Below are 16,689 nucleotides of genomic sequence, written 5' to 3'. Positions count from 1 at the left end.
TTTTATATAATTTAAAAGGAGTTGAAAATGAATAAAATATTATTAACTATTTTACTATGCTCTACTTTTGCTATTGCTAAACAACATACAACTTATGTAAAAGCTTATGTAACACATTCTGAACCAGTTTATGAATATAGACAAGAAAATGATTCTTATGAAAATAATCATTATAGAAGCGATTACAATGATGGCTATTCAAATAATTATTCTAATAATAATGATATAGGTCTTGATACAATTGTAGGTGGAACTATAGGAGTTATTATTGGAAATCAAATTGGTAAAGGTAATGGTAAAACTGCTGCTAAAATTGTAGGAGGATTACTTGGTGCTTCTGTTGCTAATAATTCAAGATACAATGATACTTATTCTAATGCAAATTATTCAAGGAATTATGAGAATAATAGATATAGAAAACAACATAAAAATAGAAGACAGAAAGTTTTAGTAGGTTATAAAAATTATTTTATTTATAAAAATAGAGAATATTATAAATTTTCTAATCATAGAAAAAATAGAATTAAAATTACTGAAACAATAAGTTTTTAACTTAATAATCCTCTAATAATTTGTCGAGAGTTGTTCTCTGTTTATAACGAGTTGCTTTTCTAGACTATAACAAACTATATAGCTTATAATATCAAAGTAGTATTAAGTCGGAATCTACTTTAAATTTACTTAGATATAATTATAAAACTAAATAATATAGGTTACATATGAATATAAAAGATGAATTATTAGAACTTTTCCTTTTATTAGAAGAAAACAATTTTATAAATGCACATGATAAATGTGAAGATTTATGGCGTATATATAAAAATGATAAAAATACAAGAGAAGAATCTTTTATATTAAAAGCCTTTGTAAATGCGATTGCTTTCTTAGAGTTAATAAAAATGCAAAGATATGAGCATGCAAAGAAAATATGGCAAATTTTTAAGAAATATGAAAATTTAATAGAAGAAATAAATTCACAAAATAAAATAGAGTACAAAAAAATACAAAAATTAATTTATACAAAAAGAGAAAATATAAAAATATGATAATTTTAGATTTTGAAACAAATTCACAAAATATTGGTGATGTAATAGAAGTAGCAGCTGTTAAACTAAAAAAAATAAAAGATAAATATGAACTTGTAGATAAATTTCATAGATATTATCTTTCAAGATACAGTGTAAACCCTTATTCTTATGAAGTTCATAAATTAACACCTGAGTTAATTTTAGCACATAGAAAAGATAAAACTTATTCTTCATATTTTACAGAAGATTTAGATTTTGTACAGTTTTGTGAAGATAGTGATACTTTAGTTGCTCATAATATCTCTTTTGAATTAAGACACCTAGATAGAATGGTTAAATTTCAAAATCATTTTTGTACAATGAAAGAAAACAAAAATATTGTAAAAGCTATAAATAAAAATGGGAATATTAAAAATCCTAAATTAGATGAAACTTGTATTTTTTATAATATTGATTTTGATGATGTGCAATATCATAGTGCTACTTATGATGTTTCTAAAACTTATGAAATATTAAAATGTATGAAGGTTATTTAAAAAAGACAAATAAGAAATCTTATTTGTCTTGAAATATCTTATTTTCTAAAGTTTCTATTTGCATCTCTTTTTGTAGTTTTTTTAGAGACTTTTTGATTAGGTTTTCTAGTAGTTTTACTAGTTTGTTTTGGTTTACCATTTTTATCTTTTAAACCTTTTTTTTGTGAAAGAGGTCTTCTTTTATGAACAAAGATTCTAGGTTTTTTCTCACTTGGTTCAAAGCCTTCTACTTCTTCTCTTCCTAAATCAAGGATTAACTCTTTTTCAATAGCTTTCATAGCTTTATAATCTTTTACACTTAAAAGAGTAATAGCTAAACCAGATTGTCCAGCTCGACCTGTTCTTCCAATTCTATGAGTATAATCATTAACAGTTTCAGGTAGTTCAAAATTTACAACAAGTGGAAGCATTTGAATATCAATACCACGTGCTGCAATATCTGTTGCTACTAATACTCTGTTATCACCTGATCTAAACTTTCTTAAAGCTTTTGCACGTGCAGTTTGTCTAATATCACCATGAATACATGAAGCTGGTAAACCATCAAGATTTAAGTGTTCAACTAAACCATCTGCTTCTTTTTTAGTATTTACAAAAACTAAAACTTGTGAGTAGTTTTCTGAACCAATAATATAAGATAATAATGCAGCTTTTTGATCTGGATCAACTTCTATTATTCTTTGAACAATTTTTTTAACACTTGATCGCTGAGATGAAGTTTCAATAACAACTGGATTTTTTAAAAACTCTTTTGCAAGTTTTTTAACATTTTGATTCATAGTTGCTGAATACATTAAAATTTGTCTGCTTTGATTAGCTTCTAAAAATATTGCTTCAATATCTGCTAAGAATCCCATATCAAGCATAGTATCAACTTCATCAACAACCAAAGTTGTAACAGAAGATAAATCAACAGTTTTATTTCTAATATGCTCTTGTAATCTTCCCGGTGTTGCTACTAAGATATCCAAACCACGTGCTATTTTTTTAGCTTGTGTTGTAGATGAAACTCCACCATAAACAACAGCTTTTTCAATCAAAATATATTTTGAAAAATCTTCAATAACTTTTGATATTTGATTTGCTAATTCTCTTGTTGGTACAATAATTAAAGCTCTTAATGTCTTTGCTTTTAAACCTTCTTGATTCTCGTGAATCTCATTTAAAATTGGTAATAAAAATGCAGCAGTTTTACCTGTACCACTTTGTGCAGCTGCTAATATGTCTTTTTTCTTAAGTGCTATAGGTATAGACTTTTGTTGTATTTCCGTTGCTTTTTCATACTCTAAATCTTTTAATGCGTCGATTAATAGAGAATTTAAGTTCATAGAAGTAAATGTTTCGATAACAATTCCTTTTTATTTTATATATTATTGCGATTATATCTAAATATTTGCTATTATTGCAGAAAAGGTATTTTTTTATGTTAAGAAAAATCTTATACCCCTTGATCTTATGTATATTAGCTTACATACTTTATATAAATAATGATGCTAAAGTTATAATAACAGGAATTGCTATTTTTCTAATTGGAATGATATTTATGGAAGATGGTTTTAAACTTTTTAGTGGTGGAATATTGGAAAAAATATTATCTAAAGCTACGAATAATATTCCAAAAGCAATATTTACAGGTTTTCTTTCAACTTCAATTATTCAAAGTTCTTCTTTAATTTCGGTAATAATAATATCTTTTTTAAGTGCTGGACTTATTTCTTTAAGTGGTGCAATTGGAGTTATTTTTGGCTCAAATATTGGATCTACTACAACTGCTTGGATTGTATCAAGTTTTGGAATGGAAATAAAAATAGCAGCTTTTGCTTTTCCTATGATTATATTTGGAGTGATTTTTAAATTTTCAGAAAATAAAGTTTATAAAGGTTTGGGTAATGTACTTTTAGGTTTAGGTTTTGTTTTTTTAGGAATTTCTTATATGAAAGATGGTTTTGATACTTTAAAAGATGGTATTGATTTATCACAATTTGCAATGAAGGGTAGCTTAGGAATATTAGTTTATATTTTAATTGGAATTATTGCTACTGTTGTTATTCAATCTAGTGCTGCAACAATGGCACTTATTATAACAGCTTTAATGACAAATCAAATTTTATATATAAATGCATTGGAGCTTGCAATTGGTGCAAATATTGGTACTACTGTAACCGCCGTTGTTGCTGCAATTTCTTCAAATGCAAATGGTAAAAGGCTAGCTGTTGCACATTTTATATTTAATATTATAACCGCAATAATTGCAATTGTTTTCTTATATCAACTAGCTAATATGGTTGATTTTTTAGCAAGTAAAATTGCAATATCAGAAGATAATTATGCAATGAAATTAGCACTATTTCATACAGTATTTAATGTTATTGGGGTTTTAGTTGTTGCTCCTTTTACTTATAAACTAGAAACATTTTTACAAACACTTTTTAAAGATGAAAAAACATCTATACTAAAACCTTTATATCTAGATGATGTTGTAATTACAATGCCAGATGCTGCTCTAGAGGCTATTAAAAATGAAACAATACATTTATATGATAATTCGGTTGAAGTGATTTCTCATGCATTATATCTTCATAGACACAATTATTTAGGTAGTCATGATATTTCTTCTGTAGTAAAAAACTCAAATACTCAGATACATATTGATATTAATGATTTTTACACTAATAAAATAAAATCTTTATACGGAGATATAATACATTTTTCAATTTTAGCTCAAGAGAATATGGATGAAAATTATAAAAATAAAATTTATTCTTATAAACTAGCTTCAAAAGATATTGTAGAAGCAATTAAAGATATTAGGGACTTACATAAGAATATTTCAATATATTTAAAATCAGAAAATATATATATAAAAGATGAGTATAACAATTTAAGAATTAATATTGCAAAAACTATTAATATAATTAATGATTTAAGAAATAATAAAGATGATGTAGAAGTTTTATCAAATTTGGAAGTTTTAAAAGAAGACATAAAGAAATTGGATGATTTACGTAATAATAGGATAGATACTTTTATTAGAGAAAATAAAATAAGTACAACAATGGCAACATCTTTAATAAATGATTCTGCATATGCACATAATATTTCAAAAAAACTTATAGAAGTAGCAAAAATATTATGGATTGAAGATAAGCAAATACAAGAATTAGGAGAAGAGTTATGAAAATTGGGAAACTGTTTGAGAAAATAGAAAAGTTTTGTGAAAAGTCTATTGATAAAAGTAGCGAAGATAAAGAGAAAAGAGCTAAATTAAAAAGAATTATATCCATAAAAATAAAAAAAACTAAGTCAAATATTAAAAAATCAGATAATGATTTGGAAATAAATAAATTCAATAAGAAATTAAAAGTTCTTAAAAAACTTTCTAAAAAAGTTGACTTTTAAGATATATGAAAAAATTACCAATAAATGATGTAATTCCTAAAATTCAAGAAACACTTAAAAATACTAATAAATTAATTTTAGAAGCCCCAGCTGGTGCTGGTAAAAGTACAATGGTTCCAATCTCTTTATTAGATGAATTATGGTTAAAAGATAAAATAATCATAATGCTAGAACCAAGAAGAGTAGCAGCAAGAGCTGTAGCTTTTCAAATGGCAAAACTTCTAGGTCAAAAAATTGGGCAAACAGTTGGTTATCAAGTAAAAATGGATTCTTGTTTCTCAAAAGATACAAAAATATTAGTAGTGACAGAGGGAATACTAACAAGAAAATTACAAAGTGATCAAGCCTTAGAAAATGTTGCAATGATTATATTTGATGAATTTCATGAAAGAAGTATTCATACTGATTTATCTCTTGCTTTATCTTTACAATCTCAAGAGTTACTAAGAGATGATTTGAAAATTCTTTTAATGTCTGCAACACTAAACTCCTCAAAAATTGCATCTTTACTTGGAGATGTTGAAGTTATAAAAAGTAAAGGAAGAATGTTTGATATTGAAGATATTTATTTAAAAGAAGATATTAAACATCCAACACAAGAAGCATTAAATGATATATTATTAAGTCTAATTTTAAAATCAATAAAGGAAGATGAGGGTGATATTTTAGTTTTTTTAGCTGGAATGAAAGAAATCAGGAATATAAGCGAAAAATTAAATTATAAATTATCAAATACTAATATCGAAATATTACCTTTACATTCAAATCTAACAAAAGAAGAACAAGACAAAGCTATAAATAAGTCTATAAATAGAAAAGTAATTCTTTCAACGAATATTGCCCAAACTTCACTTACTATTGAAGGTATAAAAGTTGTAATTGATTCTGGCTTAGAAAAACAAATAAGATTTAATCCTTCAAATGATATGAATCATTTAGAATACACATTTATCTCAAAGCAATCGGCAATACAAAGAGCAGGGCGAGCTGGAAGATTAAGTAGTGGAAAGTGTTATAAGTTATGGCATAAAAATAGAATATTAAAAGAGTCTTCAAAACCTGAGATTTTAAGAGCTGATTTATCTTCATTTTTACTTGATGTTACACTTTGGGGAGTTGAAGATTTAAGTGAATTAAAATTATTAGATATTCCAAGTGATGAAATAATTGATTCTTCTAAACAACTTTTAAAAGATATTGATATGTTAGATGCAAAAGGAAATATTACAAGATATGGAAAGCAATCTTTATCCTTGGGAATTCATCCACGATTTGCAAATATGATATTTAAAGCAAATGATTTGGGTTTTGCAAAAGATGCTTGTTTATTAGCTTCTTTGTTACTTGAAAATGACATTTTTAAAAATAGCTTTTCTTCTTGTGATTTATATGAAAGATATTTAATCTTAAAAGAAAAAAGTTTTAATAATGAGTTTATTAATAAATATAGAGCAAAACAAGTATTAGACCAAAGTACATATCTTTATAATAAACTTGAAAGAACAATAGACATTACTAAAATTGCGAAAAATAATATAAAATTAGAAAAAGAAATGTTAGGCGTACTTTTATTATATGCATATCCAAATAGATTGGCAAAACTTCGTGAGAAAAATGATAATAAATATAAACTAAGTAATGAAAAAGGTGCACTACTAAATAATAAAGATATGCTTTTTAATAGTGAATATTTAGTAGTTCCAAGAATAAATGCAAAAGAGTTAAACTCTCATATAATTCACGCTTGTTCTATTTCTTTAGAGTATATAAAAAAGTATTTCTCTTCATATTTAAGACAAATTGATTTGGTAACTTATAAAAAAGAAAGAAATAGCTTAGATATAAAAACTGCTACTTATTTTTTCAAACTTGAACTATATTCAAATCCAAATTTAAAAATAAAAAAAGAGAAATATCCATTATTATTGATAGATTTGATTAAAAAAGAGGGATTAGAACTATTATCTTGGAGTAAAAAAGCGCAAGATTTAATATCAAAAGTATGTTTTATAAATTATCATATTAAAAATGAAGAACAAAAGAATACTGTAGATATAAAACTACCTGATTTTACACAAAATGGTTTATTAAAAGATATTAAAAATATTGAACCTTTTTTACAAAATATAACTTCAGTAAAACAGCTAAAAAATGTAGATACTTACTCTTATTTAACATCTTTAATACCTTGGAATGACTTGCAAACTATAGAAAAACTACTTCCAAATAGTATAAAAGTTCCAAGTGGTTCAAATATAAAAATTGATTATTCTGATATTAAAATACCTATTTTAAAAGTGAAAATTCAAGAAATATTTGGATTAAAACAAACACCTAAAATTTTAAATAATACTTTGGCTTTACAAATACATCTTTTAAGTCCAGCACAAAGACCTATTCAAATAACATATGATTTAGAAAGCTTTTGGAAAAACTCTTATGTTGAGGTTAGAAAAGAGTTAAGAGGGAAATATAAAAAACATTATTGGCCCGAAAATCCTTATAAAGCAATTGCTACAAATAAACTTAAAAGAAATATGTAAAATTACATATTTTTTATTTTTGTTTTAAAAATTTTATAGCATTTCCAAAATCAAGAGGTTTTGAGAATAAATATCCTTGCCCAATATTACAATCTAAGCTTAATAAATAGTCTTCTTGTTCTTTTTTTTCTATACCTTCTGCAACAGTTTTATATCCTAAACTTTTTGATAAGGCAATAATCGCTTTAGAAATTTGCATATTATTATTATCTATTGGAATATCATCAACAAAAGATTTATCTACTTTAATAGTATCAATAGGTAATTTACTTAGATAATTCATAGATGAATAACCTGTCCCAAAATCATCAATTGACATTCTAAATCCTAATGTTTTTAATTCTTCTAATATAGTTATATTTAGTTTATTAAATTCCATAATATATCTTTCAGTAATTTCTATTTCTATTTGAGAAGATAATATATTTGTTTTCTTTAGTATATTTTTTATTTTAGATATAAAATCTTTGTCTCTAAATTGAATACTAGATATATTAATTGCAATATATTGAAGTTGTTTATTTACTTTTTTAAATTCAATGAAATCTCTACAAGCTTGTTCGAAAATATACTCACCAATTTCTATAATCATTCCTGTATCTTCTGCAACAGGAATAAATACATTTGGAGAAATAGATCCGATTTTTTTACTATTCCATCTAACTAAAGCTTCAAATGATATTATTTTTCTATTTTTTAAAGTGTATTGAGGTTGATAATTTAAATATAATTCATTATTAAGAAGTGCAAGTTTTAAAGCTTGTTCAATTTTTAATTGATCATGTACATTTATTGATAATTCATTATTATAGTATTGGTAATTATTTTTACCTAGTTTCTTCGCATGATACATAGCTGTATCAGCATTTTTAATCAATGTAGTAATATTATTACCACTTGAAGGGAACATTGCAATACCAATACTTGCACTTATATTTAAAGTATGTTCAGCAATTTTAATAGGTTCTCTTATTGTATCAAGTATTTTTTGACAAACATAAGCAGCTGATTTTTTATCTCTTGCTGTTTCTAATACAATAATAAATTCGTCTCCACCCATTCTAGCAACCATATCAACATCTCTTAATACTTTTTTAATTCTTTTTGCTACATTTTGTAAGAGTATATCTCCTACTTGATGTCCCAAGGTGTCATTGATAATTTTGAATCTATCAAGATCTAAGAATAAAATAGACATTTCAAGGTGATTTCTTTTTGCAACTGAAAGAACATGAGCTAAATGTTCTTCAAGTTTTATTCTATTAGGTAAGTTTGTTAGACTATCATGATATGCTAAATAATCTGCTTTTTCTTGATTATCTATAATATCTTGTAAATTTGTATGAATTGAAATATATTTTACAATTTTATTATTTTTATCTTTTACAGCTGTAATATTTAACCATGTTGGAATTATGGTTCCATCTTTGGCTTGATCATAAATTTTACCTTTCCAATAACCTTTTTCTTTTATATTATGCCACATTTTTTTGTAGAAGAATCTATCATGTTTGAATGATTTTAATAATGATGGTTTATTGCCTAATAATTCTTCTTTTGTATATCCTGATATTTTTTGGAAGGCTTGATTTACTAATAAGATATTTTGTTTAGCATCTGTTATTACAATACCTTCTTCAGTATTTTCAAATACAATTGAAGATTCTTTTAATTCTTCACGCTGTTTTATATATTTTGTAATATCAAGTTTAATAGCAAGATAATTTCGTAGTTTTTTATTTATAAATATAGGAACAATTGAAGCTTTTTCATAAAAAATTGTGCCGTCCTTTTTTTTATTTATAAGTTCACCTTTCCATTTTTTACCTTCTTTTAATTTTTCATTTAAATCTGTAATAATAGTTTTATCTGATAATCCTGAAGATAAAACCTTTGGATCCTTGCCTAAAATTTCATTTTTTAAATAACCTGTAGTTGATTCAAAAATTTCATTTACATATAAAATTTTTCTATTTGAATCTGTCAATATTACAGAATTATCACTATGTTCAACTGCATATTTAAATGCTAATAATTCATCTTTTATTTTTAATGTATCCAAATATATTTTTACTAAACATAACATAATTAAAATAGATGAAATAAAGAATAAAAAAGAAATAATCAATTGTTGTTTTAAGTAATTATTATATATTTCATCAAGGTTATAATTCATTTCATTTAAAGGTTTATCTAATAATATTTTATTAGAATCTCTTGTTATTTTAAAAGACTTCTCTAATAATAAAATCATTTTATTTGAATGAATGAAAAAGTATTTTATTTGATTGTTATCTAATAGTGGGTTTTCTTTCTCTAATGATTTAATTTTTTTTCTTACTTTTTGAAAATCATTTGATATATTAATATAATTATGAAGAATTAAAAAAATAATATCATCAACTCCATTTCTAAGTTTAATATCATATTTTTTATTGTTTTTTATTGTTTTATTTAAATCAAGTAAATAGTGTAAAGAGTTTAAAATTGATGCCTGGATTGATTTATAATCCTCAATAAGTAAAAGTTTTTTTTCGTAAGTACTTTTTGTTAAATTTAGTTCTTTTATAATATCACTACCAAAATCTTTTTCTAAATTACTTGAATATAAGGCGTTTAAATTTGATTCAAATTCTTTAGTTTCATTTACAATAGTATCAAAATTTATAAATTGATCTTTTAATAAAAAGAAATGCTTAAATTCTCTTTCAATTAATATTAAATTTGATATATTTTTTTTATAAGTATTATAATGTTTTATATGATTCTCTATTTTAAAAAGGTAAGTAAATAATCCAAATAATATTAGTAAATTGAAAACTAATAAATAAATGAATAAACTTTTCTTTGTAAATTTCATAATTATTCTTTTCCTACTTTAATCTCACCATTTAATGATTTTAAGAATTCAACTATTTTAAAAACTTCAGCATCTGATATATCTCTTCCTAGTTGATATAAAGTCATTAATTTTACTACCTCATTTAAATCACTTACTCTTCCATCATGGAAATAAGGTGGAGTTTTTTCTATATTCCTTAAACTAGGAACTTTGAAGGAATATTTATCATTCTCATTCTTTGTAAGATTAAACTTTCCTAAATTCTTAATATCTGGATTTATCATAACCCCAAATTTACTATATAAGTTACCACCGATATTTATACCGTGATGACAAGAAATACAACCTTTTTCTTTAAATAATTCATAGCCTTCTTTTTGAATTTTAGTAATAGCATTTTTATCACCTCTTAAATATCTATCAAAAGGAGAATTAGGTGTAATTAAGGTTTTTTCATATTCACTTATTGCATCACTAATACTTTCTTTTGTAATTCCTTCTTTATATATATTTAAAAAAAGTTGCTTATATTCTGTTTGTTTTAATTTTGGAACAAGTATTTTAAAGTCATTGTCCATTTCCACTGGATTTTCTATTGGCCCTAAGACTTGTTCTTGTAGTGTTTTAGCTCGTCCATCCCAAAATTGTCTAAAATTAAAAACAGAATTTAATACAGTTGGTGCATTAAGTTCACCTTTTAATCCATTTATTCCTATAGATACTTTTAAATTATCATCCCCACCTTCTTTTAAAAAATGGCAACTTGCACAAGAAATAGTATCATTTCTAGATAATCTTGTATCATTGAATAATAATTTACCTAACTGGGCTTTTTCTTTATTAATTTTTAAATGGTTGGGAATAGGAGTTATGGTATTAGAAAAAGCAGTTATAGATAAAAATATTAATAGCAGAGTAAATTTAATCATAAGTATTCTTTATATGTAGTTTTTGATATTATATAACCTTTAAAATTTTTTCTTTATTAAAGTTATTTATATCAATGGACATAAAAAAAGGATTTACATAAAGTAAACCCTCCTTAAGTTGATTAATTTATATAAATTAATTATTTTTTAGCAATAGCTTCTTTTAATGCTTTCCCAACTTTGAATTTTCCAACAGTAGTAGCTGGAACATCAACTGTTTTATCAGTTCCTGGAACTTTAGCAGTTCTTGCAGCTCTATCAGCAGTTGTAAACGTACCAAAACCAATAAAACTTACAGATTCTCTTTTTACTAATGTCTCAGTAATTGTTTCTAATACAGCATCAACTGCACCTTTTGCATCTTTCTTAGATAAACCAGCTTTTGTAGCTATCGTGTCAATAAATTCAGCTTTGTTCATGGGTGAACTCCTTAATTAAAATAAAATTTGATAAACTTTATAGTATTTAAGCTTTGAAATAGCTAAATTTGGGGCTTTATCTAAATAAATAATTTTTAAAATAATTTTTTAAAGATATTTTTTAGCAAAAAGACGTTTTTATACTAAGTAGTCTACAAGAATTCTCTAAAATAGCTATTTTTTTTACTAATTCATTTATATCTCTATCATAAACATATGCACCTACACCTTTTATAACCATTACTTTACTTGGTGACTCTTTTAAGTATTTAGTAATTTCAAGTGCATTTCTTACATACCAAGTTTCACAATCCCCTGGATCATAAATTGGGATTTCTCCAAATGTCATTTTTCCAAAAAAATCTTCAAAAATTATTGAATCATGATCAAAGGTATATGATGTAGTATAAATAGGCATTCCAAATGCAATATATTTTGCTTCATGAATATTTGTATATATTGTTGCATGAATATGCGATTCCATACTTGCTATTTTCCATCTATAATCTTGTTTATTAAGATTTAAAGTACAAAAAGAACTTGAAGTCATCTCATCAAAAATTGCATCATTTGTATTAATAAGAAAATTATCTTGATCTAGTTTAGCAGAGATTGCTCCATGATAAATACCAAAGAAATTTTTTCTAAACATTGTCAAAGATAGATTACTTAATTGTTTTACTGTAGCCTTATCAACCATTTTAAAAAGCCTTAAATATATTTTTGGGTATTATATTGTAATTTTAATAAGGACTATTTGAATGCAAATACCACATGTTCCCGTTTTATATAATGAAGTACTAGAAGCTTTTTCTAATATAAAAGAGGGTTATATAATAGATTGTACGACAGGGTTTGGTGGACACAGTAATGGATTACTTGAACAAAATGAAAATATTAAGTTAATTTGTAATGATCAAGATGATGAAGCTTTAGCTTTTTGTGCTAAAAGATTAGAGGCTTTTTCTTCAAGAGTTACATTTAATAAAGGTAACTTTGAACACGTTTTAGATAATTTTAAAGATTTCGATATAAGAGGTGTGTTAGCTGATATAGGTGTTTCATCTTTACAGCTTGATAAATTAGAACGTGGCTTTGGTTTTGAAAGTGAAACTTTAGATATGAGAATGAATCAGAATCAAAGCTTAGATGCTTCAGTAGTTGTAAATACATATCCTCAAAGTGAACTTGAAAGAGTTTTTAAAGAGTATGGAGAAGTAAGAGAATATAAAAAAGTTGCTTCCTTAATAGTTAATAACAGACCATTTACATCTGCAAAAGAAATAGCACAATTACTTTTAAAAAAAATGTCAAAAGGTAAAATACATCCAGCAACTCTTCCTTTCCAAGGAATAAGAATTGAAGTAAATGATGAACTAGGTGTACTTAAACGTCTCTTTGATTCTCTTGAAAAAGCAAAACTTAAAAATTGTATAGTTGCAATTATCTCTTTTCATTCTTTAGAAGATAGAATTGTAAAAAACTATTTTAAAAAATGGACTAAGTCTTGTATTTGTCCACCTGAGGCTTTTAGGTGTGAATGTGGAAATAATCATGCTTTAGGAAAAATACTTACAAAAAAACCTATTATTCCTAATAAAGAAGAGATTAAAAGAAATCCAAGAAGTAGAAGTTCTAAATTAAGGATTTTTAAGTTTGATTAGACTAAATGCTATTAATACATTAATAATTGTCTTTTCTATTCTTTTTATAACTATTATATTATATTTCCCAAAAATATATTTTAGAAATAATATTTATTATATTAGTAAAGATATTAATAAATTATATGCACATTATATTTCATTACAAGAAGAAAATAAGTTCTTGTCTCAACAACTAGAAGATATGAAATTCAAAAATCAGATTATTGATTCTTTATTATTTAATCCGTTAAAAGATGCAAAATGATAAAAGGTCTTATTGAGTTTGCATTAAGAAAACCTATTTTAAATCATATGTTTCTTCTTTTTATTTTTTTACTTGCATTTTTTTCTTATTTTAAGATTCCTAAAGAAATATTTCCTCCATCAGCTATGGATGCTATATCTATTAATGGATATTATGTAGGAGCTAGTTCAGAATTACTTGATAAGATAGCAGTTTCTGATATTGAAGATGAACTTTTAGGATTAAGTAGTGCTGATACTATTTCTTCGACTATTAAAAATGGAAGTTTTAATATAAAAGTTGATTTAAAAGATGGCTATAAAGCAAAAGAAGTTGTAGATGATGTAAAAGATATTATTACAAAAATCGAAACAAATTTGCCTACAGATATGGATGAGCCAACTGTAAAAGCAATAGAACACGCTTTTCCTTTGATAAATATATCAGTTTCTTCTAAAGAGGATGTTTCTAAAGAATATTTATTAGATATAGCAGAAGATGTAAAATCAAAAGTAATGCAATTAAAAGATTTATCACAAGTTACTGTTTTTGGTAAAAGTGATAAAGAACTTTTAATATCATTTGATGATGAAAAAATTGAAGCTTATGGATTAAATAAATTAAATGTAATAAATGCTGTTTCATCTTTAAGTTCTATTTTTCCTATTGGTATGATAAAAGATACTTCACGACACTATTATTTATCAACATTTAATGGTGAGAAAAATATAGAAAAGATAAAAAATACTTTAATCAGGATTAATGGTATATCACTTTATTTAAGAGATATAGCAGATATAAAATATACATTAGCTGATGTATCAGATATTTCTCATTTTGATGGAAAAACAAATATTGCAGTTGGAATAAATAAAGGTGTTGAAGGTGATGCTATTGAGCTTGTAAAACAAATTAAGCAAATAGCAAAAGGTTTTGATGAAAAGTATAAAAACTTAGAATTTAATACTTATATTGATACTTCTGTATGGATTAAAAATAGACTTAATACTGTTGTTTCAAATATTATCTTTGGTTTAATTTTATTATTTATTGCACTATTTTTCTTTATAAATATACGAATTGCTATTGTTATTGCTATTGGTATTCCAACTTCTTTTATGATTGGACTTATTGGTGCTGATTATATGGGGTATAGTTTAAATATGCTTTCACTTTTAGGAGCTTTAATTGCACTTGGAATGTTAGTTGATGAAGCTATTGTTGTAGGTGAAAATATCTATAGACATCTTGAGATGGGAAAAGATAAATTTACAGCAGCGCGAGATGGCGCACTTGAAATGTTTCCTGCTGTTTTAACAGCAACTGCAACAACTATTTTTGCTTTTATACCAATTTTATTAATGACAGGTGAAGTAGGCAAGTTTATGCAAATACTTCCTATTATGATTACTATTTTACTTTTAAGTTCACTTGTTGAAGCTTTTTTCTTTCTTCCTTTGCATGCACAAGAATTATTAACAGTTAGTCATGGTGAGAGAAAATCTCATAAAGTTTGGGATTTTAATTATAAACTTTATGGAAATATTTTAGAGTTTTTATTAAAAGGAAAATATATTGCAATTATTATAATGGTTGTTGCAATTATTGGCTCTTCTATTATGATATTAAAAACTCAAAAATTTCAGTTTATGCCTACTTTTGATTCAACACAAATTTATATAACAGGTTCAGTAGGAGTTGGTAAAAAGATTGAACAAACTGAACAATTAGTATTTAATCTTGAAAAACAGATACTAAACTCTGTTGATTTTAAAAATGTAGTAAGTTCTGTAAGTTCTGTTACAGGAATGAAACTAGATGGTAAAAATCAACCACATTATGAAGAGTTTTACTTCCAAGTATTTGTAAACTTACATGAAAGAGCACCTTCTAATATTTTTGAAGAGTATATAAATCCTTATTTATCACCAAAATATGATGATTCAAATATGATAAGAACAATTACAGCACAAGAGGTAGTAGGGCAATTAAAAGATATTTTAAAAGCTGATCTTACATCATCTAATTTTGATGAATTAAAGATTTTTGTACCACAAGCAGGAATTGTAAAAAATGATATTGAAATAGCAGTTTCAGGTCAAAAAGATGAAGTTACACTTGCAGTAAACAAAATAAAACAAGCTCTTTCAAATACTGTTGGAGTTTCAAATGTTGCAGATGATGCATTAATTGGAAACTATGAATTAAAATTCAAAGTAAATAATTATGGTAATAATATAGGAATTACAGAAGAAAATATTTTAAATGAATTAAGACCTTTTTATTTTAAAGGTACATATTCTAAAATGTTTGATGACAAAGGAATTGTTGAGATTATATTTGAGAGTAAATCAAAAGACCTTTTAAGTAGTTTAGATACATTTGAAATAAGTACAGGCAATGGAGAAAAAGTACTTTTAAAAGATGTAGTTGAGTTTATAAAAGTTCCTGCATATTCTCAAATATTTAAAGAAAATAATGAACAAATCATAAGTGTAACAGCATCATTAGATAAAGTTACATCATCAGAAGTATTTACAGCAATCCAAAGTGATATAGATGAGCTTAGAAAAAAAGTTACACTAGTAATAAAAGGTGAGCAACAAGAAAATGAAAAAGTACAAAAAGAAATGGGAGAAGCTGCTTTAATAGCTATTATTCTTATTTTTATGGCTTTGGTTTGGATGTTTGATTCTGTGCTTAAACCTTTGATTATATTAAGTACTATTCCTTTATCTATTTTGGGTGTTTTAATAGGGCATATCGTGATGGGAATAAATATTTCTATGACGAGTTTAATAGGTGTTGTTGGACTTGCTGGTGTTATTGTTAATGATGGAATTATTATGATGGATTTTATTAAAAAAGCCAAAACATTAGATGAAATGGTAGAATTAGCAAAAATGAGATTAAGACCAATATTATTAACATCAATTACAACTATATTAGGTCTAGCTACGCTTATATTTTTCACTTCAGGACAAGCATTGATTTTACAACCAATGGCTATATCTTTAGGATTTGGGATATTATGGGCAACAATTTTAAATCTATATTTAGTACCTATGATTTATAGAATTATTTATTTGAGAAATAAATAGTT

General features: G+C 25.0%; 14 protein-coding genes. 9 read left to right on the top strand and 5 right to left on the bottom strand.

The genetic code is table 11. The annotated features are described in order from the left end of the window. Positions 1–27: 27 nt before the first annotated feature. From D9T19_RS01185 to D9T19_RS01175, 3 genes are all read left to right on the top strand, one after another. On the top strand, positions 28–552 hold the full coding sequence (locus tag D9T19_RS01185) for a glycine zipper 2TM domain-containing protein (protein WP_121626368.1): 525 nt from the start codon (positions 28–30) through the stop codon (positions 550–552). 167 nt (positions 553–719) lie between these two features. Beyond that, on the top strand, positions 720–1,046 hold the full coding sequence (locus D9T19_RS01180) for a hypothetical protein (RefSeq protein WP_121626367.1): 327 nt from the start codon (positions 720–722) through the stop codon (positions 1,044–1,046). Next, positions 1,043–1,564 carry a 3'-5' exonuclease gene (locus D9T19_RS01175; RefSeq protein WP_121626366.1) on the top strand — a complete coding sequence of 174 codons (522 nt, stop codon included), beginning with the start codon at positions 1,043–1,045 and terminating at the stop codon, positions 1,562–1,564. Before D9T19_RS01180 ends, D9T19_RS01175 begins: the two co-directional genes overlap by 4 nt. Positions 1,565–1,602: 38 nt before the next feature. Here the strand turns inward: D9T19_RS01175 and D9T19_RS01170 are convergent, their stop codons facing one another. Next, positions 1,603–2,892: a DEAD/DEAH box helicase gene (locus D9T19_RS01170; protein WP_121626365.1), complete on the bottom strand. Its 1,290-nt coding sequence runs from the start codon at positions 2,890–2,892 to the stop codon at positions 1,603–1,605. Between the two features lie 95 nt (positions 2,893–2,987). Here D9T19_RS01170 and D9T19_RS01165 point away from each other — a divergent pair, with 95 nt between their 5' ends. From D9T19_RS01165 to hrpB, 3 genes are read left to right on the top strand one after another with little or no spacing between them, the layout of a single operon-like run. Beyond that, complete coding sequence (locus D9T19_RS01165) at positions 2,988–4,742, top strand: Na/Pi cotransporter family protein (RefSeq protein ID WP_121626364.1); 1,755 nt, start codon at positions 2,988–2,990, stop codon at positions 4,740–4,742. Beyond that, on the top strand, positions 4,739–4,963 hold the full coding sequence (locus D9T19_RS01160; protein WP_121626363.1) for a hypothetical protein: 225 nt from the start codon (positions 4,739–4,741) through the stop codon (positions 4,961–4,963). The genes D9T19_RS01165 and D9T19_RS01160 overlap by 4 nt, the downstream gene beginning before the upstream one ends. Before the next feature lie 5 nt (positions 4,964–4,968). Next, positions 4,969–7,506: an ATP-dependent helicase HrpB gene (gene hrpB / locus D9T19_RS01155; RefSeq protein WP_121626362.1), complete on the top strand. Its 2,538-nt coding sequence runs from the start codon at positions 4,969–4,971 to the stop codon at positions 7,504–7,506. Positions 7,507–7,519: 13 nt separating this feature from the next. On the opposite strand, the gene D9T19_RS01150 is transcribed toward hrpB, so the two are convergent. The 4 genes from D9T19_RS01150 to D9T19_RS01135 all read right to left on the bottom strand — a co-directional run bounded on the left by D9T19_RS01150 (position 7,520) and on the right by D9T19_RS01135 (position 12,396). Then, positions 7,520–10,366, bottom strand: a complete 2,847-nt coding sequence (locus D9T19_RS01150; RefSeq protein WP_121626361.1) for an EAL domain-containing protein — start codon at positions 10,364–10,366, stop codon at positions 7,520–7,522. A 2-nt stretch (positions 10,367–10,368) separates the two neighbouring features. Then, positions 10,369–11,277, bottom strand: coding sequence for a cytochrome-c peroxidase (locus tag D9T19_RS01145; RefSeq protein WP_121626360.1), 909 nt, complete (start codon positions 11,275–11,277; stop codon positions 10,369–10,371). Positions 11,278–11,417: 140 nt separating this feature from the next. After that, positions 11,418–11,696: an HU family DNA-binding protein gene (locus D9T19_RS01140; RefSeq protein ID WP_121626359.1), complete on the bottom strand. Its 279-nt coding sequence runs from the start codon at positions 11,694–11,696 to the stop codon at positions 11,418–11,420. Positions 11,697–11,817: 121 nt separating this feature from the next. Further along, the gene (locus D9T19_RS01135; RefSeq protein ID WP_121626358.1) at positions 11,818–12,396 is read right to left on the bottom strand and encodes a class II aldolase and adducin N-terminal domain-containing protein; all 579 of its coding nucleotides are present in this window, start codon (positions 12,394–12,396) and stop codon (positions 11,818–11,820) included. A gap of 61 nt (positions 12,397–12,457) precedes the next feature. Here D9T19_RS01135 and rsmH point away from each other — a divergent pair, with 61 nt between their 5' ends. From rsmH to D9T19_RS01120, 3 genes are read left to right on the top strand one after another with little or no spacing between them, the layout of a single operon-like run. Next, positions 12,458–13,360: a 16S rRNA (cytosine(1402)-N(4))-methyltransferase RsmH gene (gene rsmH / locus D9T19_RS01130; RefSeq protein WP_121626357.1), complete on the top strand. Its 903-nt coding sequence runs from the start codon at positions 12,458–12,460 to the stop codon at positions 13,358–13,360. Further along, entirely contained in the window at positions 13,353–13,607 is a 255-nt protein-coding gene (locus D9T19_RS01125) for a hypothetical protein (protein WP_121626356.1), read from the top strand. Before rsmH ends, D9T19_RS01125 begins: the two co-directional genes overlap by 8 nt. Continuing rightward, entirely contained in the window at positions 13,604–16,687 is a 3,084-nt protein-coding gene (locus tag D9T19_RS01120; RefSeq protein ID WP_121626355.1) for an efflux RND transporter permease subunit, read from the top strand. The genes D9T19_RS01125 and D9T19_RS01120 overlap by 4 nt, the downstream gene beginning before the upstream one ends. Positions 16,688–16,689: the final 2 nt, after the last annotated feature.

The organism is Poseidonibacter antarcticus, from assembly GCF_003667345.1.
Classification (GTDB): Bacteria; Campylobacterota; Campylobacteria; order Campylobacterales; family Arcobacteraceae; genus Poseidonibacter; species Poseidonibacter antarcticus.
This window is presented reverse-complemented; position numbering and strand designations above follow the sequence as displayed.